The organism is Streptomyces sp. D2-8 (assembly GCF_023184515.1).
Taxonomy (GTDB): Bacteria; Actinomycetota; Actinomycetes; order Streptomycetales; family Streptomycetaceae; genus Streptomyces.
The window spans coordinates 202,430-227,735 of record NZ_JAAHBP010000017.1; the positions used below are offsets into that span (position 1 = coordinate 202,430).

Here is a 25,306-nt window from a genome sequence, read left to right on the forward strand (position 1 = left end):
GCTACTCGATGACGAGGTCCACCTCGATGTTGCCGCGGGTGGCGTTGGAGTACGGGCAGACCTGGTGGGCCTGCTCGACCAGCTTGCGGCCGGTCGCCTCGTCCACGCTGTCGGGCAGCTCCACACGGAGGGTGACGGCGAGCCCGAAGCCCTCGCCCTGCTTGCCTATGGAGACCTCGGCGGTCACGGCGGCGTCGCTGACGTCGACCTTGGCCTGGCGGCCGACGAGGCCGAGGGCGCTGCCGAAGCAGGCGGCGTAACCGGCGGCGAAGAGCTGCTCGGGGTTGGTGCCCTGGCCGTTGCCGCCCATCGCCTGGGGCACGCCCAGCGGGAGGTCCAGCACACCGTCGGAGCTGACGGCGCGGCCCTCGCGGCCGTGGGTGGCGGTGGCGACAGCGGTGTAGAGCGCGTCCATGGAAAACCTTCCCTCTCACGTCAACGTTCGGCGGCCCGCTTCCGGGCCGCCTGACACCCAGAATTAGAGCACACAATTTAGTTGTGTGCAATTGAATGGCGGGTGCGAGCTATCCTGGACGCATGAACACGCCGGACGACGACTGGCTCCGCCTGGACCAGCAGATCTGCTTCTCCCTGCACGCGGCCTCCCGCGCCTTCAACGGCGTCTACCGCGGGATCCTCAAGGACCTCGGGCTCACCTACCCGCAGTACCTGGTGATGCTGGTGCTGTGGGAGCACGACGAGCTGCCCGTGAAGAAGCTCGGCGAGCACCTGCGGCTCGACTCCGGCACGCTGTCTCCCCTGCTCAAGCGGCTGGAAGCGGCCGGTCTGGTGCGCCGGGAGCGCAGTGCGCGCGACGAGCGGTCGGTGGAGGTGCGGCTGACCGGGGAGGGCGTCGCGCTGCGCGGGCGGGCGCTTCAGGTGCCGCGCCGGATCGCCTCCTCGACCGGGTTCGGCCCCGAGGAGGTCCGCGCCCTGCGCGCCCGCCTGGACGAGCTCACCACCGCGCTGGACGCGGCCGCGCTCGCGGAGCCGCAGGGCGGCCCGGCGGCAGACGAGCGGTCGTAGCGGCGCCGGGCGGCACCTCGGACACGCCCGGCGGCACCTCGGCCGGCTCCCGTCGGACGTGGAGGCGGAGCACCACGTCGTCCCTGACGTGTTCCTCACGGACGGTGAACTCCTTGTCCAGGACGGCGAGCTTGGTGCGTTCGACCGGGTCGGGCGGAGACCAGCGCGGGTCCAGCGCATACCGCTCGGCGATCACCCAGACGCGCTCCACCGGGGCGAGCCGCTGCCGCAGCTCCCCTGGGGTCGCCTCCAGCCCCCACAGCGTCCCGGAGCGGGGCGCGGACTCCCGCAGCGCGATGTCCCGCACCCGCCGGAACCCCTTCGGATAGGCCAGCGCGGCGAGCCTGCCGACGGACGGCACGAACAGCACCGGGTCGCCGGGGCGCATCTGACGGACGGCGAGCGCGGAGACCACGGCGAGGTTGTCCGGGCGGTGGGCGGCGGAACGGTCCTGGCGATGCACCGGGAGCTGATGCAGGAAGGTGCCGGTGAGGGCGAGGACGCCGGTGACGCCCACGACGGCCCGTACCCGCCGGCCGCCCACCCGCAGCCGCCGCCCGTCGAACCGCACCCGCCCCAGCACGTGGGCCACCCGCCCGGCCCCGGCCGCGACCAGCAGGGACGCGCCCGCCAGCGCGTAGAGCACGTACCGGTCGTGGTAGAGCGGCCGGACCTGCGACACGGTCATCAGGATCCCCGGCGGCACCAGCAGCAGCGGAAGCGCGACCGCGGCCGTCCGCCGCTCCCGGAGTCCTGCGGCCATCAGCAGCAGCGCCCCCCAGAACACCGGCCCCGCCGGGCCGGGCGAGAAGTTCCGGGCCAGCTTCCCGACCCGGTCCCACCCCGGCGACACCAGCCACGCCACCTGCCCGGACTGCCCCTGCGACACCCACACCAGCGGCAGCAGAAGCAGCGCCACCACCCCCGCCGCACGCCCCCAGCCGGACCACACCCTCCTCGGCACCCGCAGCAGGGCCAGCGTCACCACGTGCGCGGCCAGCACCGGCACCGCCAGTTCGTGCAGCACACAGGTCAGCGCCACGACCGTCCCGTACGGCCACCAAGCCCGGGCACCCACCCCGTCCACGGCCCTCAGGAGCAGCAGCGTCGCCCCCGCCACGCCCGCCGCGACGAGCGCGTACGACCGTCCCTCCTGGGCATAGTGGCCGGTCATCGGCGTGATCGCGTAGAGGACACCGGCCCACAGGCCGGCCCGGGGCCCGGCCAGCCGGACGCCCAGGGCCGCGACCAGGCCGGCGGTCGCCGTCGCCGCGCAGACCGACGGCAGGCGCAGCACGACCTCGCCGGGGTGGACGGTGAGGACGGCGTGCATGAACAGGTAGTACAGGCCGTGCACCGCGTCCACGTCGTGCAGCAGCCGCCAGATCTGCGGGACCGTGCGCTGCGCGACCTGGAACGTGACGCTCTCGTCGCCCCACATGCCGCCGCGGTCCAGGCCCCACAGCCCGATCGCGAGCATCACCGCCATGGGCACCGCCACGGGCGCCACCCCGGCGGCCACCGGCGCCACCCCGAACCGGCCGCTCCCCCTCGACTGTCCGCTCTTCACGGCCCGATTCTGTGCCGATTCAGAGGCTTCGTGGGTTTTTGATGGTGTGTTATCACTTTCATGTCATTCGCCCGGCTTACGATCCGCCGTGATGAATGCCGAGAGTGAGACCGAGAGGGACACCGGCAGGCCGCCTGCCTCGGTCGCCGTCGTGGTGATCGGTTACGACGACGCCGCGCACGTGACGGACGCCGTGCGCTCGGCGCTCGCCCAGGGACCGGCCGTGCGCGAGGTGGTGGCCGTCGACGACTGCTCCACGGACGGCAGCGCCGGCCTGCTGGACCGGCTCGCCGCCTCGGAGCCACGCCTGAAGGTGATCCGCCGGCGGGTCAACAGCGGCGGCTGCGGCACCCCGCGCAACACCGGGCTCAACGCCGTGACCTCGCCGTATGTGATGTTCCTGGACAGCGACGACGTCCTGCCGCCGGGCGCGGTCGACGCGCTGCTCGCAGCGGCCGAGGGGGCGCACGCTGAGGTCGCGAGTGGCCTGTGCGTACGCCGGGAGCTGCCGTCGGGGCGCGAAGTCCCCTGGCAGCCGCGCCTCTACGCGCTGCACGCCGCGGTGCCGCACCCCGCCCGGCGACCGCGTCTGGTCCACGACACGCTCTGCGTCAACAAGCTCTACCGCACCGGCTTCCTGCGCGCGCACGGCATCCGCTTCCCCGAGGGCCGCTTCCCGTACGAGGACGTCGTCTTCACCGCGCGCGTGCTGGCCGCCGCTCCGCGCATCGCCCTGATCCCGGACCGGGTGTACGTCTGGCACGTGCGCCGGTCGGCCGAGCGGCTGTCGATCTCCCTGGACCGGTGTGGCGTCGAGAACTGGCGGGCCCGCACGGAGGCGTGCCGCCAGGCGTACGAGGTGCTGCTGGGCGCCGGGCAGAAGGGCCTCGCGCGGGCCACGCGCGCCAAGTTCCTCGACCACGACCTGCGGATGTACCTGCGCGAACTGGGGTTGCGCGACGCCGCCTACCGGCGCGCGTGGTGGGAGCTCACGCGGGCGCACCTCGCGGAGTACGACGCCGACGACTGGGCGCGCAACCCGGCCGCTCCCGGCCGGCTGGCCGGGCGGGTCGTCCTGGCCTCCCCGGAGCCGCGCGACCTGCCCCGGCTGCGGGAGCTCGCGGCTCGCCCGGCCCGCCTGTACCCGCCGTACGCCCGCGCCGCGGACGGCACGCCCATCTGGTCGGACCACCTGGCGCAGGTCTCCCTGGAGCCGCTCCAGGCCCGGCCGGTGCGCGCGCTGCCCCTCGCCGTCGACGCGGAACTGCGGCCGGGCGCGCGCGGCACGCGGCTGCGGCTGCGCCTGCACGAGCTGTACGGGCGGGTGGCGCAGGCGGGTCCGGAGGCGGTGGACGTGGAGTGGCGGCACCGGGACGACGGGGACGTGGTGGTCCGGGGCGCGAGCGTGGCACTCGTGCCGTGCGCGGGGGCTGCCGGGGCTGTCGGGGCTGTCGGGGCTGTCGGGGCTGTCGGGACCATCGGGGCCGCCGAGGCTGCCGGAACCATCGGGGCCGCCGGAACCACCGGGGCCGCCAGGACTGCCGGAACCACCGGGACCGCCGGAACCACCGGGACCGCCGGAACCACCGGGACCGCCGGTTCCGCCGGTTCCGTCTGCGCCTGGTCGGCGGAGACGGTCGTCGACCTCTCCGCACTGGCCGCGCCCGGTGCGGGCACCTGGGACCTGCGCCTTCGTATCCGCTTCCGCGACGGCACCGGCCGCGACGTCACGGCGCACGCGCTCACGGGCGCCGGTCTGCTGCGCCGCAGCGCCGTCCCGAGCGCCCGGCACGGCGTGGTACTCGTACAGCCGTACACCACCCACTCCGGCTCGCTGGCGCTGCGGGTGGCCCCCGGCGTGCGCGGTGTGCTGTCGGTCGTACGCGCACGACTGCGCCGCCTGCTTCACTGAAGGCACGACGAGACGACGGATCAGCGCACAGCACCACCACGACGGGTCAACTGACGAGGGGACGGCCGCACATGACCTGGTTGATCACCGGCGGCGCCGGCTACATCGGCGCGCACGTCGTACGGGCGATGACCGCGGCCGGCGAACAGGCGGTGGTGTACGACGACCTGTCCACCGGCGTCGCCGAGCGCGTGCCCGACGGGGTGCCGCTGGTGGTGGGCTCGACCCTGGACGCCGAGCGGCTGGCCCGCACCCTCGGGGACCACTCGGTCACCGGCGTCGTCCACCTGGCGGCGAAGAAGCAGGTGGGCGAGTCCGTCGAACGGCCGCTGCACTACTACCGGGAGAACGTCGAAGGCCTGCGGATCCTGCTGGACACCGTGACGGCGGCGAAGGTGCCGTCCTTCGTCTTCTCCTCCTCGGCGGCGGTGTACGGCATGCCGGACGTGGACCTGGTCACGGAGGAGACGCCGTGCGTGCCCATGTCGCCGTACGGCGAGACCAAGCTGGCCGGTGAGTGGCTGGTCCGCGCGACGGGCCGGGCCACCGGGCTGTCGACGGCGTCCCTGCGCTACTTCAACGTGGCGGGCGCGGCGGACCCGGAGGTCGCGGACGCCGGCGTCTTCAACCTCGTGCCCATGGTCTTCGAGAAGCTCACGCAGGACGCGCCGCCGCGCATCTTCGGCGACGACTACCCGACCCCGGACGGCACCTGCGTGCGCGACTACATCCACGTCGTCGACCTGGCCGAGGCCCATGTCGCGGCGGCCCGGGTCCTGCGCTCCTCCCCAGGACGCGACCTCACGCTCAACATCGGCCGGGGCGAGGGCGTCTCCGTCCGGGAGATGATCGACCGCATCAACGCGGTCACCGGTCACGACCGGCCGCCCGCGGTCGCCCCCCGTCGCGCGGGCGACCCGGCCCGCGTCGTCGCCTCCGCCGACCGCGCGGCCACGGAACTGGGCTGGAAGGCCCGGCTCGACGTGCAGGACATGATCACGTCCGCCTGGGAGGGGTGGGTGCGGCTGCACCCGGAGGCCCGGAGGGGCTGAGGCGGTACGGGTCGGCCCGGAGGACTCGCCCCGACCCCTACAGCGCCCGCAACCCCTCCGCCGTGGCCCTGGCCAGGGAGCCGAGATACCCCTTCGGCAGCTTCGGGTTGCGGATCACCACCGAGCGCCAGTACAGCGGGCCGGAGATCAGGTCGAGGGCGAGGTCGTGGTCGATGCCCGGCCGGAGCTCGCCACGGCGTTCCGCCGCCGTCACGATGCCGGTGGCGACGCCGTCCTGCCCCTCGCGCAGGGCCTTCTGCAGGGCCTCGGCGATGTCGGGGTTGCGAGCCGCCTCGGCCTGGAGGTCCGGGATGACCTGCGAGGCGACCGGGTGGCGCAGCGCGCGGGACGTCACCTCGTAGAGGAGCCGCAGGTCGCCCTCCAGGGAGCCGGTGTCCGGCGCGGGCAGCCCCTGCACGGCGAGCGCCGAGACGATGTCGAGGACCAGGTGCAGCTTCGAGCGCCAGCGGCGGTACACCGCCGTCTTCCCGACCCCCGCCCGGCGGGCGATCCCCTCGATGGACATCCGCGCGTAGCCGACGGCAGCGAGTTCCTCGAAGACGGCGGCCCGGATCGCTTCCGTCACGTCCTGGCGCAGTACGGCCGCCCCCGCGGGGGCCCGGCGGCGCGGGGGCTGCTGGGGCTCGTCGGGCTTCGTCGTCATGCCGACAGCATAGGGCGTCACGACGAAACGGTTGCGTTCCGACGTTCGACCGACGTACGCTCCCGTTACGACGATACGGTCCCGTCCCGACGTAAGAATTCGGGAAGAGTCCGGTAAAAATCGCCTCCTTCCGGGCCTCCCCCAACCCCCGAGCGAAAGCAGCGGATGTGAGTACGGTCCTCCACACACCGCCCCAGACCCCGGCCCCGGCCCCGGCCGGCGACGACCTCGCGGCCCTCGCCGTCAGCCACGGCCTCTCGGTCAGCGGCGCCCGGCCCTCCCTGCCCGAGTACGTCCGCCGGCTGTGGGCCCGCCGCCACTTCATCACCGCGTTCGCCACCGCCAAGCTCACCGCCCAGTACAGCCAGGCGAAGCTCGGCCAGGTCTGGCAGGTGATGACCCCGCTGCTGAACGCGGCGGTCTACTACTTCATCTTCGGCGTGCTGCTCGGCACCAAGCACGGTGTGCCGGACTACGTCCCGTTCCTGGTCACGGGCGTGTTCATCTGGACGTTCACGCAGAGCTCGATCATGGCGGGCACCCGCGCCATCTCCGGCAACCTCGGCCTGGTGCGCGCCCTGCACTTCCCGCGCGCCGCGCTGCCGATCTCCTTCTGCCTCCAGCAGCTCCAGCAGCTGCTGTTCTCGATGGCCGCGCTGGTCGTCATCCTGCTCTGCTTCGGCGTGCCGGTCTCCGCCTCCTGGCTGCTGGCCCTCCCGGCCCTCGCGCTGCAGTTCACCTTCAACGCCGGCGTCTCGATGATCATGGCCAGATGGGGCGCCAAGACCCCGGACATCGCGCAGCTGATGCCGTTCGTGCTGCGCACCTGGATGTACGTCTCGGGCGTGATGTGGAGCCTCGACAAGCTGGCCCAGAACGACCATCTGCCACATGTCGTCAAGGTGGCACTGGAGGCCAACCCGGCCGCGATCTACATCGACCTGATGCGCTTCGCCCTGATCGACAGCTTCCACGCCGAGCAGCTGCCGCACCACGTGTGGCCGCTCGCCGTCGGCTGGGCGCTGGTCGCCGGTGTCGGCGGCTTCATCTACTTCTGGAAGGCTGAGGAGACGTACGGCCGTGGCTGAGCACCCGAACGAGAAGATCCCCACCGTCGTCGCCGACGGCGTCGACATCGTCTACCGCGTCAACGGCACCGGCGCCGGACGCGGCTCCGCGACCGCCGCCCTCAACCGCATCGTGCGCCGCAAGCAGACCGAGAAGGCGTCGGGCGTGCGTCGGGTGCACGCCGTGCGGAACGTGTCCTTCGTCGCCTACCGCGGCGAGGCGATCGGCCTGATCGGCACCAACGGCTCCGGCAAGTCGACCCTGCTGAAGGCCGTCGCCGGGCTCCTGCCCGTGGAGAACGGCCATATCTACACCGACGGCCAGCCCTCCCTGCTCGGCGTCAACGCCGCCCTGATGAACGACCTGACCGGCGAGCGCAACGTGCATCTCGGCGGCCTGGCCATGGGCATGTCCCGCGAGCAGGTCAAGGACCGCTACCAGGAGATCGTCGACTTCTCCGGCATCAACGAGAAGGGCGACTTCATCACGCTGCCGATGCGGACGTACTCCTCCGGCATGGCCGCGCGGCTGCGGTTCTCCATCGCCGCCGCCAAGGACCACGACGTCCTGCTGATCGACGAGGCGCTGGCCACCGGCGACCGCTCCTTCCAGAAGCGCTCCGAGGCGCGCATCCGCGAGCTGCGCAAGCACGCGGGCACGGTGTTCCTGGTCAGCCACAACAACAAGTCGATCCGCGACACCTGCGACCGGGTGCTGTGGCTGGAGCGCGGGGAGCTGCGCATGGACGGGCCGACGGAGGACGTCCTCAAGGAGTACGAGGCGTTCACCGGTGACAAGGCGCCGAAGCCGAAGCCCAAGCCGAAGGCCGCCGTTCCCTCGTGAGGCCCATACGGTCGGCCCTTTTGTCTCATTGATGGCAGCATGACCGCATACGGTGCAGCTGCGAGAGGGGGTCCCCGTGATGGCCGAGCTCAGTGTCGTCGTCCACGGGCCGAACGTTCAGGACCATCTGACGGAACTCCTCGACTCCCTCGCCGCCCACCCCCTGCCGGACGCCGAGGTGATCGTGGCAGCGGTCGGCGACTGGGCCCGGGAGACCGCCGAGCGGCACACCCCGGACCTCCAGATCGTGCCGCTGCCGGACGGCACGGGCGACGCGGCGGCCCGGGCGGCGGGCGCGGCCCGGGCCTCCGGCCGCTGGCTGCACTTCGTCCACGCCAAGGACGGCCTGCCCGCCGGCACCCCGCGCACGGTCGCCGAGCGGGTGGCCGAGCTCCCCGGCGAGGTCGACGTCCTGCTTCTGGACCACGTCCGCAGCACCTGGCACACCTCCGGCATGCCCTCCCCGGACGGCTCGCTCCTCGCCCGGGCGGGCCGCGCCGACGTCGCCCTCGACGACTGCGCTCCCCTGCTGCGACTGACCCCGCTGCTCGGCCCCCGCGTCCTGCGCGCGGACTTCTGGCGAGCGCACGAGCCCCGGCTCACCACCGACGACGAGCCGTACGCCGCCCTGGCCGCCCTGCTGCTCGCCGACCGCGTCGCCTGCCTGCCGCACGTCGCCTACGAGGACCGCCGGCTGCGCCCCGCGAGCCTGCCCCCGGTCACACCCGAGCAGCGCTACGGCCTCGTCGAGCGCTACGAGTCCCTCCTCGACCTCACCCGCGACCGCCGCGCCGCCCACACCGTGCTCTACGACCTCATGGTCCGCGACTGCCTGCGCACCTTCGCGCGCGGCGGCATGCCGGAGGAGGTCGCGCGGGAGTTCTTCCGCCGGGCGTCCCTCGCCGCCCTGCGCCGCCGCCCCGAGGGCCACCGCCGCCCGGCCGGGCTCGAAGGCGTCCGCCACTCCCTGCTGGAGGAGGGCGCCTACGCGAAGTACCGCGCCTTCCAGTCCGTCAACCGCACCCGGCGTACCGCCAAGTCGGTCGTACGGGCCCGTAAGCGCCAGGCCGGCGCCAAGCTCCGCGACCACCAGTACCGCAGGGCGCTCGGCCGTCCCGTCAACCCGCATCTCGCGGTGTTCGCGGCGTACTGGAACCGCGGCGTCGCCTGCAACCCCGCCGCGATCGCCGCCGAGCTCGCCGCACTGGCCCCGCAGATCCACGCGGTGTGGGTGGTCACCGAGGAGAACGCGGCCCTCCTGCCGCCCGGCACCGACCACGTCGTGCCCGGCAGCCGCCGCTACTGGGAGATGCTGGCCACCGCCAAGTACCTCGTCAACAACGTCAACTTCCCGAACGCGGTGGTCAAACGCCCGGACGCGATCCACGTCCAGACCCACCACGGCACCCCCCTCAAGCGCATGGGCATCGACCAGATGGCGTTCCCGGCCGCCGCGCAGGGCCTGGACTTCAAGGCCCTGCTGGAGCGCATCGACAAGTGGGACTTCAGCGTCTCCGCCAACAGCCACACCACCCGCATGTGGGAGCGCGCGTACCCCTCGCACTACGTCTCCCTCGACCACGGCTATCCGCGCAACGACGTCTACTACACGGCCACGGCCGGCGACATCCGCGCGGTCCGCGACCGCCTCGGCATCGCCCCGGGCCGCCGCGCCGTCCTCTACGCGCCCACCCACCGCGACTACGAGGCCGGCTGGACCCCGCGCCTGGACCTCGCCGCCCTCGCCGACCGTCTGGGCGAGGACACGGTCCTGCTCGTGCGCGGCCACTACTTCTACGGCGGCGCCGCCTCCCCGCTCACGAACCTGCGCCGCACGGGCCGGATCATCGACGTCTCCTCCTACGAGCCGGTCGAGGACCTGTGCCTGGCGGCGGACGCCCTGGTCACGGACTACTCCTCGATCATGTTCGACTACGCCAACCTCGACCGGCCGATCGTGATCTACGCCGACGACTGGGAGACGTACCGCACGACCCGCGGTGTGTACTTCGACCTGCCGGCGGAGGCACCGGGCCCGGTCGCGCGCACCCAGCAGGAGCTGACGGAGATCCTCACCACCGAGGCCTGGCGCGACGAGGGCGCGGCGAAGACCCGGGCCGTCTTCCGCCGCCGGTTCTGCGAGTACGACGACGGACGCGCCGCCGAACGCGTGGTCCGCCGGGTCTTCCTCGGCCAGGACGAAAGCTCCCTGCCGCCCGTGCTGCCGATCGAGGAACGCACCCCGGCCCCGACCCCGCAGGAGGCGACCGCATGAGCAGGCCCGACGTCACCGTGACGGTCATCGTCTACAACGACGCCGAACGTCTCACCCGCGCGGTCGACTCGGTCCGCCGCCAGACCCACGCGAACCTCGAGATCGTCATCAGCGACGACCACTCCACGGACGCGACCCCGGCGGTGGCACAGCGGCTGGCGGCCCAGGACCCCCGGATCCGCCACCTCCGCCTGGAGCGGAACAGCGGCGGTTGCAGCGCCCCGCGCAACCGCGCCCTGGAGCTCGCGCGGGCGCCGTTCCTGATGTTCCTCGACAGCGACGACGAACTCCCCGGCAACGCCGTCGAACTGCTGCTGGCCGCGCACCGCGAACGCGAGATCGACTTCGCGATGGGCGCGGTGCAGCGGGTCCGGGTGGACAACGGCCGCCGCTCGACGTGGATGCCGCACCTGGTCGCCGAGCGCCGCACCCTCGACGGCATCGAGGCCGACCCGCGCCTGCTCTTCGAGCACCTGTCGACGAGCAAGATGTACGCCCGCGCCTTCCTCGACCGGCACGACCTGCGCTTCCCCGAGGGCATCCACTACGAGGACCAGTTGTTCTCGGCGCAGGCGTACTGCCTGGCCAAGAGCTTCACGATCATCCCGGAGCCGGTCTACCGCTGGTACGTGGCGCCCTTCGCGGCGTCGGAGGCGGCCTCGATATCGAACCAGCGGCACAGGCTCGCCAACGTCCGGGACCGGGTCCATGTCCAGCACCTGATCGACGGGTTCCTGGCCGAGAGCGGGCACGAGTCGCTGCGCGAGGACAAGGACCACAAGTTCCTCAAGCACGACCTCCGGATGTACGCCGGTGACCTGCCCTACCGGAACGACGCCTGGCTGACGTCCTTCGCGGACATCGTCACCCCCTACCTCGACACGCTCACCCCGGGCGCGTTCGCCCGCCTCCCGCGCGCCGAGCGCGTCGTCATCCAGCTGATCCGCGACCGCCGCCTGCCGGAGGCCCGCCTGGCGGCCCGGGGCCTGGGGCACGGGGTGGCACCGAGGCGCGTGGCCGCCGACGCGGAAGGCCGCACCTACTGGGGGGACCGAGTGCCCGAGTCGGAGTGGTCCCGCCGCGAACTGGACATCTCCGACCTGGAGTTGGAGACGCGCCCCTTCCCTAGCGCCCAGTTCCGCCACGAGATCAAGGAGATCACCCGAGGCCCGGGGGCTTCGATCGACCTCACGATCCGCACCTACGACCCGGCACTGCGCCTCCCCGTCGGCCCCCAGCGCGCGGCGCTCCTCATCGCCCCGGGCGGCCGCCGCCTCCGCGTCCACTTCCGCCTCTCCCCCGTCCGCCCCGGCCTCTTCGAGGGCCACGCCCACCTGGACCTCGCGGCGGCGCCGCTCCCCCTCCAGGGCTTCGCGGGCATCCGCCACCCGTTGCTCCGCCTCCAGCACCAGGGCCTGTCCCACACGGGCCTGCTGCTGGCCCCCCTGGCCTTCCCGACGCTGACGACCCGCGTCCTGTCCCACCACCTGACGGTGGAACCGGAGGGCCACGGCCCGGGCCGCCTGCAGGTCCGCTGGGAACCGGTGGGAGTGACGGCGAAGGTGATCCGCCCGGCGGTGCACAGGGTGGCCCGCCCGAGGGTGAAGAGGGCGGTGCGCTTGGTGGCAAGCGCATTGAAGTAGCCACCCGGCTGCGAAAAGGTGCCCCGGGCCGGAATCGGCCCGGGGCGCCTGTCACGCCGTACGCCCTACGAATGCGTCCGCAGCAGCGTCCTCATCGTGCGCATCGCCACCGACAGGTTGGCGAGGTCGAACGCGTCGGAGCTCTGGATCTCCTCCAGGGTGCTGCGGGCCCGGCCGAGGATCGCCGCGTTCTTCTGCTCCCAGGCCTTGTAGCGCTGCTCGGGCGTCGAGGTGCCGTTGCCCACCGCCAGGACGTCGGCGGTCAGCGCCGCGTGCGCCGCGTACAGGTCCTCGCGGATCGCCGCGCGGGCCATGGACTGCCAGCGGTCGGCGCGGGGCAGCTCGATGATGCGGTCCATGAGCTGGGTGATGCGCAGCCGGTCGGCGAGGTCGTAGTAGACCTCGGCGACGTCCAGCGGCTCCCGGCCCATGCGATCGGCGACCGAGACGATGTCGAGCGTCGGGAAGGCCGAGGAGAAGCCCGCCACCCGGGTGGCGAGTTCGTCCGGGACGCCGACGCCCGTCAGCTCGTCGTAGATCTTCTGGTACCACTCCAGGTCAGCGCCGCGCAGCAGCTTCGGCAGCTGCCCCCAGACCTGCTCGACCCGTTCGGCGAAGAAGTCGACGGTCCCGGCGAGCTCCAGCGGCTGCGGCCGGTTGTTGAGCAGCCAGCGCGTGCCGCGCTCCACCAGGCGGCGCGCATGCAGCCGGATGCGGGTCTGGACCTCGGCCTCGACCTTGTTGTCGAGCGCCTCGACCCCGTCCCACACCGGGGACTGGCGGAAGATCGCCCGGGCCGCGGTCTGCGCCCGCACGATCTCCTCCAGCGACGCGCCGGTCTCCTCGCGCAGACGGTGCAGATACGTCGTACCGCCGGTGTTGACCGTGTCGTTGACCAGGACGGTCGTGGTGATCTCGCGGCGCAGAGGGTGGCCGTCGAGCCGGTCGGGGAACTGCTCGCGCAGCTCGGTCGGGAAGTACGCGTGCAGCAGACCCTTCAGGTACGGGTCGTCCGGCAGCGAGGTGTGCAGCAGCTCCTCGGCGACCGTGATCTTCGTGTACGCCAGCAGTACGGCCGTCTCCGGGCCGGTCAGGCCCTGGCCCTGGGCGAGCCGCTCGCGGATCTGCCGGTCGGTGGGCAGGAACTCCAGCGCCCGGTCGAGGTGCCCCTCCCTGACCAGGTGCTTCATGAAGCGCTGCTGGGCGTGGAGCATGGCGCTGGACTGGGCGAGGGCGTTGCCGATCGCCGTGTTCTGCGCGTAGTTGTTGCGCAGTACCAGGCGGCCGACCTCGTCGGTCATCTCGGCGAGCAGCTTGTTGCGCTGCTTGACGGTCATGTCGCCGTCCCGGACCAGGCCGTTGAGCAGGATCTTGATGTTCACCTCGTGGTCGGAGGTGTCCACGCCCGCGCTGTTGTCGATGGCGTCGGTGTTGATCCGGCCGCCGTGCAGCGCGAACTCGATCCGGCCGAGCTGGGTGAGGCCGAGGTTGCCGCCCTCGCCGACGACCTTGACGCGCAGGTCGCTGCCGTCGACGCGGATGGCGTCGTTGGCCTTGTCGCCGACGTCCGCGTTGGACTCGACCGAGGACTTGACGTACGTGCCGATGCCGCCGTTCCACAGCAGGTCCACCGGCGCGTGGAGGATCGCCTTCATCAGGTCGGCCGGGGTCAGCTTGGTGACCTTGGCCTCGATGCCGAGGGCCTCGCGGATGTGCGCGTTGACCGGGATCGCCTTGGCCGTGCGCGGGAAGATGCCGCCGCCGGCCGACAGCAGCTCCTTGTCGTAGTCCTCCCAGCTGGAGCGGGGCAGCTCGAACAGGCGGCGGCGCTCGGCGTAGGAGGTGGCGGCGTCCGGGTTCGGGTCGATGAAGATGTGCCGGTGGTCGAAGGCCGCGACCAGGCGGATGTGCTCGGAGAGCAGCATGCCGTTGCCGAACACGTCACCGGACATGTCGCCGATGCCGACGACCGTGAAGTCCTCGGTCTGGGAGTCCACACCCATGTCGCGGAAGTGCCGCTTGACGGACTCCCAGGCGCCGCGGGCGGTGATGCCCATGCCCTTGTGGTCGTAGCCGGCGGAGCCGCCGGAGGCGAAGGCGTCACCGAGCCAGAAGTTGTAGTTCTCGGCGACCCCGTTGGCGATGTCGGAGAAGGTCGCGGTGCCCTTGTCGGCGGCGACGACGAGGTAGGTGTCGTCCTCGTCGTGCCGGACGACGTCCGCAGGGGGCACGACCTCGCCCGCGACCATGTTGTCGGTGATGTCGAGCAGCGCCGAGATGAACGTCTTGTAGCTGGCGACACCCTCGGCGAGCCACGCGTCCCGGTCCACGGACGGGTCGGGCAGCTGCTTGGCGACGAAGCCGCCCTTGGCGCCGACCGGCACGATGACGGTGTTCTTCACCATCTGCGCCTTGACCAGGCCGAGGATCTCGGTCCGGAAGTCCTCACGCCGGTCGGACCAGCGCAGGCCACCGCGTGCGACCTTGCCGAAGCGCAGGTGCACGCCCTCGACGCGCGGCGAGTACACCCAGATCTCGAACGCCGGGCGCGGCGCCGGCAGGTCCGGGATGGCCTGCGGGTCGAACTTCATGGAGACGTAGTCGTGCGGCTTGCCGCCCGCCGCCTCCTGGAAGAAGTTGGTCCGCAGCGTCGCCTTGATGACCGTCAGGAAGGACCTGAGGATCCGGTCCTCGTCGAGCGAGGCCACCTGGTCGAGGGCCGCGTCGACCTCCTCCAGCAGCGCGTCCACGATCTCGTGCCCAGCGCGCTGTCGGTCGGGCGACATCCGCGCCTCGAACAGGGAGACGAGCAGGCGGGTGGTGTGGACGTTGTTGCGGAGGGTGTCCTCCATGTAGTCCTGGCTGAACGTCGACGCCGCCTGGCGCAGGTACTTGGCGTACGCCCGCAGCACCACCGCCTGGCGCCAGGTCAGCCCGGCGCTCAGCACGAGGGCGTTGAAGCCGTCGTTCTCCGCCTTGCCGGTCCAGGTGGCGGAGAAGGCGTCCTGGAAGCGCTCACGGGCGTCGTCGCCGAAGTAGTCCCCGCCGTTCGCGCGGGGCATGCGCAGGCCGAAGTCGTAGATCCAGGCCACGCTGCGGTCCGAGCAGCGCAGCTCGTACGGCCGCTCGTCGACGACCTCGACACCGAGCCGGTTGAGGACCGGCAGGACGGCCGAGAGGGAGATCGCGTCGCCCGTGCGGTAGATCTTGAAGCGGCGCTCCTCGGGGGCGGCGCCCACCGGCTCGTACAGGCTGAGCGAGAAGTCCTTGTCCGCCTCGGCGTTCAGCTGCTCCAGGTGGACGAGGTCGGCGACCGCGGCGCGCGGGTTGTGGTCGGCCTTGTAGCCCTCGGGGAAGGCGTGCGCGTAGCGGCGCAGCGCTGCGGCCGCGTGCTCCTCGCCGAGCTCGGCGTTGAGCGCCTCGGCGAAGGCGTCCTCCCAGGAGCGGGCGGCCTCCACCAGCCGGGCCTCGATGCGCTCCTTGTCGGATTCGGACAGCTCCGGCAGCTCGGTGCCCTGCGGGACCCGGACCACGAAGTGCAGCCGGGACAGGATCGACTCGGTGTTCCAGGCCGTGAAGTCGACGCTGATGCCGCCCAGTTCCTCCTTCAGGATCTCGATGATCCTCAGGCGTACGGCCGTGGTGTAGCGGTCGCGCGGGAGGTAGACGAGGGCGCTGTAGTAGCGCCCGTACTCGTCCTGGCGCAGGTAGAGCCTGAGGCGCCTGCGCTCCTGGAGGTAGAGGACGGAGGTGACGATGGACCGCAGCTCGTCGACCGGGGTCTGGAAGAGCTCGTCGCGCGGGTACGTCTCCAGGATCTGCGTCAGGTCGCGGCCGTCGTGGCTGTTGGGCGAGAACCCGGCGCGCTCCAGGACCTCCTCGACCTTGCGCCGGATGACCGGCACCCGGCGCACGGACTCGGTGTAGGCGGCGGAGGAGAACAGCCCGAGGAAGCGCCGCTCACCGATGACGTTGCCGTCGGCGTCGAACTTCTTGACGCCGATGTAGTCCAGGTACGACGGCCGGTGCACGGTCGCCCGGCTGTTCGCCTTGGTCAGCACGAGCAGCTTGTGCTCGCGTGCCTTGGCCCGGGCGTCGGCGGGCAGCCGCTCGAACGACGGGCTGACCGGGTGGCTCTCCTCGGCGGCGTGGTGCGGGTCCGCGCGCAGTATGCCGAGCCCGGTGCCGGGCACGGCGGCCAGCGAGTCGTCGTCGCGCAGTTGGTACTCGCGGTAGCCGAGGAAGGTGAAGTGGTCGTCGGCGAGCCAGCGCAGCAGCTCGCGAGCCTCCTCGACCTGGGGTCCGGGCAGGTCACCGGGGATGGGCTCGTCCGGCAGCCCCTCCGCCAGCCGGATCGCCGCATCCCGCATCTTGCCCCAGTCCTCGACGGCCTCACGGGCGTCGGACAGCACGCGCAGCAGGTCGGCGGTGATCTGCTTCAGATCGGCCCGGTCGGTCTCCCGGTCGATCTCCACGTGGATCCAGGACTCGACGTGCGCGTCGTGCGGAAGGTCTCCGGTCGCCGGGGTCGACAGGACCTCGATCAGCTTGCCGGTGACATCGCGCCGCACCACGAACTGGGGGTGGATGACGACGTGGATCCCACGCCCCTGACGCGTCAGCTCATTGGTGACGGAGTCGACGAGGAAGGGCATGTCGTCGGTGACGACCTCGACCACGGAGTGGCTGCAGGTCCACCCGTTCTCTTCCACCGTGGGGGTGTGCACCCGCACGTTGGCCGTGCCCTGGGGGCGGTTCTCGGCCAGCCGGTAGTGCGATACGGCAGCTCCGAAGGCGTCGACCGGGTCGCGGTCGGTGAGGTCCTCCGGGGCCGTGTGCAGGTAGTAACGCTGGAGGAACGTGAGGAGGGTCTCGCGGTCCGGGGCTTCCTGGGCGTGTGGGGTCTCCTCGCCCGTCGACCCGGTCGGTAGGTGCCCCCCGACCGGACTGTTCTCAGCAACCCGGGCGGCCCTCTCGAGCAACTCGGCCTTGGCTTCGTCCAGCTTGGTCTGCATTGTCCTCTGGCTCCTGTCGCGCGCCGTTGCGTGACGTAGAAGGAAGTACGGCCTCTGCGCTTACGACCTCACGTCGTGACACGGGGTATCCGGTCTGATCCGACGCTATGCCGCAAGGTGAGATGAGCGGGGGTGTCTGAGCCATTCTTGAGCTGCTGCACCGGTGTGATGCTGCTCTCCGCGACGCCCGTGTCGTGGTGATGTTCGGCGTCCCGGGAGTCCTCGATGGCACATCCCGCCCGCGAAGACCAGCGACCGCCGCCCGGTCACGGATGTCGTCCGTGCTCTCCGGGCGCAAGGCAGGGACGACGACGTCCCCGCGAACTATCGCGCTGATCACGCCACCAAGGCTATCGCTCCTCACAGGGGCTCCGTCATGAGCCGTATGTGTACAAAACCAGCCCTGGAAGTTTGACGTTCTGCACAGTGCCGCTACGCGATTCGGTCAGGCCGCGAGCCGCTCCGCCTCCGCAACCGCTTCCTCCAGCGTGTCCACGACAGGAACCCCGACGGCTTCCAGACTCACCCGGCTGTGCGACCCGCCGGTGTACAGCACGGCCCGGGCCCCCACATGCAGAGCGGCCACCGCGTCATCCGCCGCATCCCCGATCACCACGGTCCGCTCCGGCGCCACCCCGCTCAGCGACGCCAGGTGCCGCACCATGTGCTCGGCCTTGCTGCCACCCGACGGCCCGGTCCGCCCGTCCACCCGTATGAAGTGCGGCTCGATACCGAACCCACGCACCAGCGGAACGAGCTCCTCGTGCACGTACATGCTCAGCATCGACTGGCTGCGCCCGGCCGACCGCCACCCGGCCAGCAGCTCCGCGGCCCCCACCGTCAGCCCGCACGCCGTCCGGTGCTCGGCGTAGTACCGGTGGAAGATGTCGTCCATGGCCTCCCACTCGGCCTCGGTCGGCAGCCGCCCCATCAGCCGCTCATAGAACTTCGGCACCGGTACGCAGTACAGCTCCCGGTACTTCTCCAGCGTCAGCGCCTCCAGCCCCAGCTCGGCGAAGGCCGCGTTCGTCGCCCCGATGATCGCGTCGATGTCGTGGAACAGCGTCCCGTTCCAGTCCCAGACAATGTGCGCGCCCGTCTTCGTCCCCATGCCCAAAAACGTACCCGCCCCCACTGACAATCAAGAGAACGGCACCTCGACGCGCCCCCTGCGGCCGGTTCAGTCCCCGCGTCCCACCAGGTTGGCGATCTCCTGCGTGGCGAACCACAGCAGCTCGTGATCCTCCGCCCCGTCCACGACGTGCTGCGCGTCCTCGTCGCCGCCGTCCGCCGCCGGCAGCGCCGCGGCGGCCGCCGTCACACCGGCCTCCGCCTCCGCCGCGTCGACGTGCACCGACGCGGCCTTGCCCAGCGGCACCGGGCCCGCGACCCGCACCTCCCCCGGCGCCGCCGGATCGAGCCCCCGGCCCGGATCGGCACTCGCGGCCCGGTCGGCCACGTCGACGGCGATCACGACCCGGCGCCGCGGCGCCCCGGGCTCGGCCGCCAGCAGGCGCAGCGAGGCCAGCGCCGCCCGGCCGAGCGCCGCGTACTCCAGTTCCTCGATGTCGTCGGAGACGTACCACTCGCGCAGCCCGGGCGTCACGGCGTAGGCGACGAACGGCCCATCTCCCAGCTCACACGTCCGGTACGCCTCGGCGAGACCGGGGAGGGTCAGGGGCACGTAGACACGCATGGCTGGCCGCTTTCGTGGTCGTGGTCGGAGGGCTCCGGAGGGCCTTCAGGATACGTGCGGGGCGTCCCCTTTCGAGTCCCGCCCCGTGACGCCGGACGCGTCCACCCGGGGCCCGGAATTCACCCGGCGCATCCCCGTGCCCTCGGGCTCCACGCCCCCGACGTCACCCGGATAGGTGAACATTCCGGCGCCCGCGACCCGAATCCCGCTTCCTTGCCGCCGCCCCCGCCGACCCCGTACAAGATCACCAACCCGAAGTTACTCCCCGGTATCCACCGGGCCCACGAAACGGGGACCCCCATGCGCAAGGTCATGACCAGGACCCAGCACCGCCCGACCACCCACCCACCGACCCGCCGGGACGCACACCGCCCCGCGCCACCGACGGCACCCCGCCCTGCTGTGAGCAGCACGCCGCGCGGCCCTGGCAGCACCGCGCCGGGTACTCCCGCCGGCCCCGAGCCAGGCACAGCACCCAGCGCACCCGCGGGCACCACGCCCCGCACTCCCGCCGCCACCGCGCGCCGCGCCCCCGACAGCACAGCACCCCGCTCTCTCATGAGCACCCCGCCCGGCACCCCCGCCGGCACCGCATCCGGCATCCCCGCGAGCACCGCACCACACACCCCGACGAGCACTCCTCCACGCGCCCCCGGCAGCACCACACCCCGCCCTCCCGTAAGCACCGCACCCGGCACCCCCGGCACCACACCCCGCACCCCCACCGGCTCCGGAGCCACACCCCCCGCCCCCGCCGGCGCCGCGCCCCCACGTTCGCCCGGCAACGGTCGGGCCCGGCCCCCGGCTACGGGCGGCCGCCCACCGGCCTCCGCGCGCACCAGGACCTCTCGCACCCGCCCGGCGGACACACGCCCACCGACCCTCTCCGCGACCCGTACAGCCCCCCGCAGGGCCACGGAAGCGACCACCGCCCCGGCGCGCACGGACGCCGCCGCCCCGGCCTCCACCGAAGCCACCCCACGCGTCCCGGCCCAGGGCTCCCGCCACGCGGCGATCCCTCAGCCCCTCCCCACCGACGTCTTCGCCGACCTCCTCGTCGCCGTCCTGAGCGGCCACCGGCCCGTCCACTCGATGCTCCGTCACACCCGCGGCCGCGCCTACGACGAACTGGCCTGGCTGGCCGAACGTGGCCCTCTGCGCACCCGCGGCGTCCGTCCCGTCGTCCGCGACATCGGCTACTTCGAACCCCGCCCGGGCGCCATCGAGGCCTTCGCCCGCATCGGCGCCGGTGAGCGGCTGCGCGCCATGGCCTTCCGCCTGGAACTCGGCCAGGACCGCCGCTGGCGCTGCACAGCGGTGGAACTCGGCGGCCCCCGCCCGCCCCGCCCGGAGGCCGACTGACGTCGACCACGGCCCAACAGGAGGAGGGGCCGGGCACCCTCAGGTGTCCGGCCCCTCCAGCCGCTACGGCGCCTCGGCAACCGTCACTTCTTGCGGCGCCCCCGGCCCCGCGCCTGCTTGCGCCGCTCCGCGCGCGTCAGACCGTCGGACTCGGAGCGCACCGGCTCGCCGTCCTCGTTGAAGTCGCCCTCGATGGTGCCGCCCTCGCCGTCGACCGTCGGCGCGGAGAAGTGCAGGTTGCGCCGCTGCGGGACGTCGAGCCCCTTGGCGCGGATCTCCGGCCGGGAGCCCGCCTGCGCCGGCACCGCGTCCTGCTTCTCGAGGTCGGCCACCGGCTTGGTGTCCTCGACCGGGACCTCCTCGACCTGCTGCTCGACCTGGACCTCCAGGTTGAACAGGTAGCCGACGGACTCCTCCTTGATGCCCTCCATCATGGCGGTGAACATGTCGAAGCCCTCGCGCTGGTACTCGACCAGCGGGTCCTTCTGCGCCATGGCGCGCAGGCCGATGCCCTCCTGGAGGTAGTCCATCTCGTAGAGGTGCTCGCGCCACTTGCGGTCGAGGACCGACAGCACGACGCGGCGCTCCAGCTCACGCATGATCTCGGAGCCGAGCTGGTTCTCGCGCGCCTGGTACTGATCGTGGATGTCGTCCTTGATGGAGTCGCCGATGAACTCGGCGGTCAGCCCGGCCCGGTCGCCGGCCGCCTCCTCCAGCTCCTCGATCGTGACGTTGCACGGGTAGAGCTGCTTGAAGGCACCCCACAGCCGGTCGAGGTCCCAGTCCTCCGGGAAGCCCTCGGCGGTCTCGGCCTGGACATAGGCGTCGATGGTGTCGTCCATGAAGTGCTGCACCTGCTCGTGCAGGTCCTCGCCCTCCAGGACGCGGCGCCGCTCGCCGTAGATGACCTCGCGCTGGCGGTTGAGAACCTCGTCGTACTTCAGGACGTTCTTACGCGTCTCGAAGTTCTGCTGCTCGACCTGCGACTGGGCGGAGGCGATCGCGCGCGTGACCATCTTGTTCTCGATCGGCACGTCGTCCGGGACGTTCGCCATCGACATCACGCGCTCGACCATCTGGGCCTTGAACAGCCGCATCAGGTCGTCACCGAGGGAGAGGTAGAAGCGGGACTCGCCCGGGTCGCCCTGACGGCCGGAACGACCGCGCAGCTGGTTGTCGATGCGCCGCGACTCGTGACGCTCGGTGCCCAGCACGTAGAGCCCGCCGAGCTTCTCGACCTCGTCCTTCTCGGCCTGGACGGCCTTCTCGGCCCGCTTGAGCGCCTCGGGCAGGGCGTGCGCCCACTCCTCGATGTGCTCCTCGGGGTCGAGGCCGCGCTGGCGCAACTCCGCCTCGGCGAGGTCCTCGGGGTTGCCGCCGAGCTTGATGTCCGTGCCACGGCCGGCCATGTTGGTGGCCACCGTGACGGCGCCCTTGCGGCCGGCCTGGGCGACGATCGTCGCCTCCCGGTCGTGCTGCTTGGCGTTCAGCACCTCGTGCTGGATGCCGCGCTTGCTGAGCTGCTGCGAGAGGTACTCGGACTTCTCGACCGAGGTGGTGCCCACGAGGATCGGCTGGCCCTTGCGGTGCTTCTCCTCGATGTCGTCGACGACCGCCTCGAACTTGGCGACCTCGGTCCGGTAGATCAGGTCCGACTGGTCGGCGCGGACCATCGGCCGGTTGGTCGGGATCGGCACCACGCCGAGCTTGTAGATCTGGTGGAACTCGGCGGCCTCGGTCATCGCCGTACCGGTCATGCCGCACAGGCCGGGCTGTTCCTTGCCGTTGTGGTCGTGGCGCTTGTAGAGGCGGAAGAAGTTCTGGAGGGTGATCGTGGCAAGGGTCTGGTTCTCGTCCTTGATCGGCACCCCTTCCTTCGCCTCGATCGCCTGGTGCATGCCCTCGTTGTAGCGACGGCCGGCGAGGATACGTCCGGTGTGCTCGTCGACGATCATGACCTCGTCGTCGATGATGACGTAGTCCTTGTCCTTCTTGAAGAGCTCCTTGGCCTTGATGGCGTTGTTCAGGTAGCCCACAAGCGGGGTGTTCACCGACTCGTAGAGGTTGTCGATGCCCAGCCAGTCCTCGACCTTGCTGACGCCGGACTCGTGGATGGCGACCGTGCGCTTCTTCTCGTCGACGTCGTAGTCGCCGGTCTCCTCGATGCCCTTGAGGGGTTGGCCGGCCTCGCCGCGCTTGAGGCGCCTGACCAGCTTGGCGAAGTCGCCGTACCACTTGGTGGCCTGGTCGGCCGGGCCGGAGATGATCAGCGGCGTACGGGCCTCGTCGATGAGGATGGAGTCGACCTCGTCGACGATGGCGAAGTTGTGGCCGCGCTGGACGAGCTCGTCCTGGGACCACGCCATGTTGTCGCGCAGGTAGTCGAAGCCGAACTCGTTGTTCGTGCCGTACGTGATGTCACAGGCGTACTGCTCGCGGCGCTGAGCCGGCGTCATGTTGGCGAGGATGCAGCCGACCTCCAGGCCCAGGAACCGGTGGACGCGGCCCATCATCTCGGAGTCGCGCTCGGCCAGGTAGTCGTTGACCGTGATGATGTGGACGCCCTTGCCGGACAGGGCGTTCAGGTACGCCGGCAGCGTGCCGACGAGGGTCTTGCCCTCACCGGTCTTCATCTCCGCCACATAGCCCATGTGCAGGGCGGCGCCGCCCATCATCTGCACGTCGTAGTGACGCTGGCCGAGGACGCGCTTGGCGGCCTCGCGGACGGTGGCGAACGCCTCGGGCAGCAGGTCGTCCAGGGTCTCGCCGTCGGCGTAGCGCTGCTTGTACTCATCGGTGAGGGCCCGCAGCTCGGCGTCGGAGAGGTCGACGAAGTCCTCCTCGATGGACTTGACCTGGTCCGCGATGCGGTGCAGCCTGCGCAGGATCTTGCCTTCGCCGGCACGCATGATCTTCGAGAGGACGGACACGGGGGTTGGTCTCCTTGCCGGTCGGGCCTGGGACGGTCGGTTACCACTTGACTTACTGAGCAACGGCCATCGTATGCGAGGACACCACCGCGCCGGGAGGGCCTGCCGTGACGGCGACCGTCCGCTGCTTCAATTCTGATTCACGTCTGCTCCACAGAGGACAACGTGCGGCCCTCTCGGATAGTGCCGCGTCTCTCCACCGAAATGCACAAAGCGTGATCGCCCCCTCACTGATGGCAAACCGATGGTGTCGCGGTCGGCCTCCGAGCAGAATCGGCCGATGGACCCCGTCACCCTCACCACGGACCGCCTCCTGCTGCGCGCGGTGGGCCCCCAGGACACCGACGCGGTGTACGACACCTGCCAGGACCCCGACATCCAGCGATGGTCCACGATCCCCTCGCCCTACCTGCGCGAGCACGCCCGGAGCTTCACGGAACAACTGGTCCCGGACGGCTGGGCGGACGGCTCCATGTTCACCTTCGGCGTCTTCCTGCACTCCGGAGAACTGGCGGGCATGCTCGGCATCACGATGCGCGCGCTGGGCATGGGCGAGATCGGCTTCTGGGCCGCGAAGCAGCACCGCGCCAACGGCTACATCACCGAGGCCACCCTCACCGCATGCCGCTGGTCCTTCACCCACGCCGCGCTCGACCGCGTCGAATGGCGCGCGGAGGTGGGCAATCGGGCTTCCCGCGCGGTGGCGGAACGAGCGGGCTTCACGATCGAGGGCACGCTGCGCTCCGCGACGAACAACAAGGGAGTACGCCAGGACACCTGGGTGGGCTCCCTGCTCCCCTCGGACATGGGCCTGCCGTCCACGGCCCCGTATCTGCCGGCACGCTGACCGGCTCGGCCGCCCTCGCAAACTCGCAGGTCACACCCCGTTGTCAGTCCCACCCCCTACTCTGCGCCCATGACCACCCCGCGCCCCACCGCAGACCTCTCCGCAGACGAGGCCCGCAGAATCGCGCTCCGTGCCCAAGGCTTCCTCGGCGCGCCCGACCGCCGCTCCGGCGTCCGTGGCGTCCTCCGCCACCTGGGCGCGATACAGCTCGACACCATCTCGGTCCTGGCCCGCTCCCATGAACTGGTCCCGTACGCCCGCCTGGGCGCGGTGGGTCGAAAGACAGTCGAGGACGCCTACTGGCAGGACACGCACTCCTTCGAGTACTGGTCCCACGCCGCCTGCATCCTCCCCATCGAGGAGTGGCCCCACTTCGCCTTCCGCCGCCGCGCCTACCGCAACCGGCCGCACTGGAACCACGAACTCCCCGACGACGCCTACAACCGGGTCATCAAGCAGCTCCGCTCCGAAGGCCCCCTCACCGCCACGGAGTTGGGCGGTGCGAAGAAGACGAACGACTGGTGGGACTGGTCCGGCTCCAAGGTCGCCGTCGAACGCGCCCTGATGTACGGCGAGGTGGTCTGCGTGGAGCGCCGCGGCTGGAAGCGCGTCTACGACCTCGCCGAGCGCGCCGTCCCCGAGGAGCTGCTGCACGACGAGCTGGACGACACCGAGTGCCTGCGCCGCCTGGTCCGCCTGGCGGGCCGCTCCCTCGGCGTCGGTACCCGCGCGGACATCGCCGACTACCACCGTCTCAAGGGCGAGCAGGTCGACGCGGTGATCGCCGACTCGGGCCTGGTCCCGGTCTCGGTCGAGGGCTGGGGCAAGCCGGCCTGGGCCGACCCCACGGCCCTGGAGACGCCCCCGCGCGGCCGCCACCGCACCACGCTCCTGTCGCCCTTCGACTCCCTGATCTGGGAACGGGCGCGCGCGGAGCGGATCTTCGGCTTCACGCACCGCCTGGAGGCCTACGTCCCCAAACAGAAGCGCGTGTACGGCTACTTCGCGATGCCGGTGCTGGCCGGCGGGCAGCTCGTCGGCCGTGTGGACCCGGCCCGCGAGGGCCGCACCCTGGTGGCCAAGCAGGTCACGCTCGACGGCCCGAAGGCGGTCCCGGCCGTCGCCCAGGCCCTGGCGGAGGCGGCGACCTGGGTGGACTGCACGGACGTTCGCGTGGAACGGGTCGACACACCGGACCTGCGCGAGCCCCTGACAACGGAACTCGCCCACGTTCTCGGCTGAGCCCGGCCCCTGGGGCCTGTCGTTTCGATCAGGTCGCAGACGCGGGGCCTGGCACGCGCATCTGCCGCGTTGTCGTCGGTTGCCGACTCCCCCAAGCTCTCGGCTTCGCTCGAGCAGGGGGGACCCCCATCGCGTCGACGCCCTCCTCCGCCTTGCAGCTG

At 71.5% G+C, this 25,306-nt stretch carries 17 protein-coding genes; 10 read left to right on the forward strand and 7 right to left on the reverse strand.

The features are described 5' to 3' along the window. Position 1: 1 nt before the first annotated feature. Positions 2-415, reverse strand: a complete 414-nt coding sequence (locus G3I77_RS27130) for an organic hydroperoxide resistance protein (protein ID WP_248507931.1) — start codon at positions 413-415, stop codon at positions 2-4. Between the two features lie 95 nt (positions 416-510). Between G3I77_RS27130 and G3I77_RS27135 the strand changes: the two genes are divergently transcribed. Further along, complete coding sequence (locus G3I77_RS27135) at positions 511-1,026, forward strand: MarR family winged helix-turn-helix transcriptional regulator (RefSeq protein ID WP_374386890.1); 516 nt, start codon at positions 511-513, stop codon at positions 1,024-1,026. Here the strand turns inward: G3I77_RS27135 and G3I77_RS27140 are convergent. Further along, on the reverse strand, positions 956-2,515 hold the full coding sequence (locus G3I77_RS27140; protein WP_248507960.1) for a glycosyltransferase family 39 protein: 1,560 nt from the start codon (positions 2,513-2,515) through the stop codon (positions 956-958). The two genes, G3I77_RS27135 and G3I77_RS27140, sit on opposite strands and share 71 nt — an antisense overlap. 172 nt (positions 2,516-2,687) lie before the next feature. Here G3I77_RS27140 and G3I77_RS27145 point away from each other — a divergent pair, with 172 nt between their 5' ends. Then, positions 2,688-4,508, forward strand: coding sequence for a glycosyltransferase family 2 protein (locus G3I77_RS27145; protein WP_248507933.1), 1,821 nt, complete (start codon positions 2,688-2,690; stop codon positions 4,506-4,508). 71 nt (positions 4,509-4,579) lie between these two features. Continuing rightward, the gene (galE, locus tag G3I77_RS27150) at positions 4,580-5,560 is read left to right on the forward strand and encodes a UDP-glucose 4-epimerase GalE (protein ID WP_248507934.1); all 981 of its coding nucleotides are present in this window, start codon (positions 4,580-4,582) and stop codon (positions 5,558-5,560) included. A 37-nt stretch (positions 5,561-5,597) separates the two neighbouring features. Here galE and G3I77_RS27155 read toward each other — a convergent pair whose 3' ends face one another. Then, entirely contained in the window at positions 5,598-6,224 is a 627-nt protein-coding gene (locus G3I77_RS27155; RefSeq protein WP_248507935.1) for a TetR/AcrR family transcriptional regulator, read from the reverse strand. Positions 6,225-6,391: 167 nt separating this feature from the next. Between G3I77_RS27155 and G3I77_RS27160 the strand changes: the two genes are divergently transcribed. From G3I77_RS27160 to G3I77_RS27175, 4 genes are all read left to right on the forward strand, one after another. After that, positions 6,392-7,312 carry an ABC transporter permease gene (locus G3I77_RS27160; RefSeq protein ID WP_248507936.1) on the forward strand — a complete coding sequence of 307 codons (921 nt, stop codon included), beginning with the start codon at positions 6,392-6,394 and terminating at the stop codon, positions 7,310-7,312. Further along, positions 7,305-8,135 (forward strand): ABC transporter ATP-binding protein, encoded by an 831-nt coding sequence (locus tag G3I77_RS27165; RefSeq protein WP_248507937.1) that lies wholly within the window; start codon positions 7,305-7,307, stop codon positions 8,133-8,135. Before G3I77_RS27160 ends, G3I77_RS27165 begins: the two co-directional genes overlap by 8 nt. Before the next feature lie 79 nt (positions 8,136-8,214). Further along, positions 8,215-10,410: a CDP-glycerol glycerophosphotransferase family protein gene (locus tag G3I77_RS27170; protein ID WP_248507938.1), complete on the forward strand. Its 2,196-nt coding sequence runs from the start codon at positions 8,215-8,217 to the stop codon at positions 10,408-10,410. Then, complete coding sequence (locus G3I77_RS27175) at positions 10,407-12,053, forward strand: glycosyltransferase family 2 protein (protein ID WP_248507939.1); 1,647 nt, start codon at positions 10,407-10,409, stop codon at positions 12,051-12,053. Before G3I77_RS27170 ends, G3I77_RS27175 begins: the two co-directional genes overlap by 4 nt. Positions 12,054-12,118: 65 nt before the next feature. Here G3I77_RS27175 and G3I77_RS27180 read toward each other — a convergent pair whose 3' ends face one another. From G3I77_RS27180 to G3I77_RS27190, 3 genes are all read right to left on the reverse strand, one after another. Beyond that, positions 12,119-17,068, reverse strand: a complete 4,950-nt coding sequence (locus tag G3I77_RS27180; RefSeq protein ID WP_248507940.1) for an NAD-glutamate dehydrogenase — start codon at positions 17,066-17,068, stop codon at positions 12,119-12,121. A 445-nt stretch (positions 17,069-17,513) separates the two neighbouring features. Continuing rightward, on the reverse strand, positions 17,514-18,179 hold the full coding sequence (locus tag G3I77_RS27185; RefSeq protein ID WP_248507941.1) for an HAD family hydrolase: 666 nt from the start codon (positions 18,177-18,179) through the stop codon (positions 17,514-17,516). Positions 18,180-18,248: 69 nt separating this feature from the next. Beyond that, entirely contained in the window at positions 18,249-18,764 is a 516-nt protein-coding gene (locus G3I77_RS27190) for a hypothetical protein (RefSeq protein WP_248507942.1), read from the reverse strand. A 558-nt stretch (positions 18,765-19,322) separates the two neighbouring features. Between G3I77_RS27190 and G3I77_RS27195 the strand changes: the two genes are divergently transcribed. Further along, positions 19,323-20,126 carry an Rv3235 family protein gene (locus G3I77_RS27195; protein WP_248507943.1) on the forward strand — a complete coding sequence of 268 codons (804 nt, stop codon included), beginning with the start codon at positions 19,323-19,325 and terminating at the stop codon, positions 20,124-20,126. Between the two features lie 83 nt (positions 20,127-20,209). Here G3I77_RS27195 and secA read toward each other — a convergent pair whose 3' ends face one another. Then, complete coding sequence (gene secA, locus G3I77_RS27200; protein ID WP_248507944.1) at positions 20,210-23,056, reverse strand: preprotein translocase subunit SecA; 2,847 nt, start codon at positions 23,054-23,056, stop codon at positions 20,210-20,212. A gap of 280 nt (positions 23,057-23,336) precedes the next feature. Between secA and G3I77_RS27205 the strand changes: the two genes are divergently transcribed. Continuing rightward, positions 23,337-23,903 (forward strand): GNAT family N-acetyltransferase, encoded by a 567-nt coding sequence (locus tag G3I77_RS27205; protein WP_248507945.1) that lies wholly within the window; start codon positions 23,337-23,339, stop codon positions 23,901-23,903. A gap of 69 nt (positions 23,904-23,972) precedes the next feature. Further along, positions 23,973-25,145: a winged helix-turn-helix domain-containing protein gene (locus G3I77_RS27210; RefSeq protein WP_248507946.1), complete on the forward strand. Its 1,173-nt coding sequence runs from the start codon at positions 23,973-23,975 to the stop codon at positions 25,143-25,145. Positions 25,146-25,306 lie beyond the last annotated feature (161 nt).

Coding starts and splice junctions, on each gene's coding strand:
- G3I77_RS27130 (WP_248507931.1), bottom strand. CDS start 415: ATGGACGCGCTCTACACCGCTGTCGCCACCGCCACCCACGGCCGCGAG.
- G3I77_RS27135 (WP_374386890.1), top strand. CDS start 511: ATGGCGGGTGCGAGCTATCCTGGACGCATGAACACGCCGGACGACGAC.
- G3I77_RS27140 (WP_248507960.1), bottom strand. CDS start 2,515: ATGGCGGTGATGCTCGCGATCGGGCTGTGGGGCCTGGACCGCGGCGGC.
- G3I77_RS27145 (WP_248507933.1), top strand. CDS start 2,688: ATGAATGCCGAGAGTGAGACCGAGAGGGACACCGGCAGGCCGCCTGCC.
- galE (WP_248507934.1), top strand. CDS start 4,580: ATGACCTGGTTGATCACCGGCGGCGCCGGCTACATCGGCGCGCACGTC.
- G3I77_RS27155 (WP_248507935.1), bottom strand. CDS start 6,224: ATGACGACGAAGCCCGACGAGCCCCAGCAGCCCCCGCGCCGCCGGGCC.
- G3I77_RS27170 (WP_248507938.1), top strand. CDS start 8,215: ATGGCCGAGCTCAGTGTCGTCGTCCACGGGCCGAACGTTCAGGACCAT.
- G3I77_RS27175 (WP_248507939.1), top strand. CDS start 10,407: ATGAGCAGGCCCGACGTCACCGTGACGGTCATCGTCTACAACGACGCC.
- G3I77_RS27180 (WP_248507940.1), bottom strand. CDS start 17,068: ATGCAGACCAAGCTGGACGAAGCCAAGGCCGAGTTGCTCGAGAGGGCC.
- G3I77_RS27185 (WP_248507941.1), bottom strand. CDS start 18,179: ATGGGGACGAAGACGGGCGCGCACATTGTCTGGGACTGGAACGGGACG.
- G3I77_RS27190 (WP_248507942.1), bottom strand. CDS start 18,764: ATGCGTGTCTACGTGCCCCTGACCCTCCCCGGTCTCGCCGAGGCGTAC.
- G3I77_RS27195 (WP_248507943.1), top strand. CDS start 19,323: ATGAGCACCCCGCCCGGCACCCCCGCCGGCACCGCATCCGGCATCCCC.
- G3I77_RS27205 (WP_248507945.1), top strand. CDS start 23,337: ATGGACCCCGTCACCCTCACCACGGACCGCCTCCTGCTGCGCGCGGTG.
- G3I77_RS27210 (WP_248507946.1), top strand. CDS start 23,973: ATGACCACCCCGCGCCCCACCGCAGACCTCTCCGCAGACGAGGCCCGC.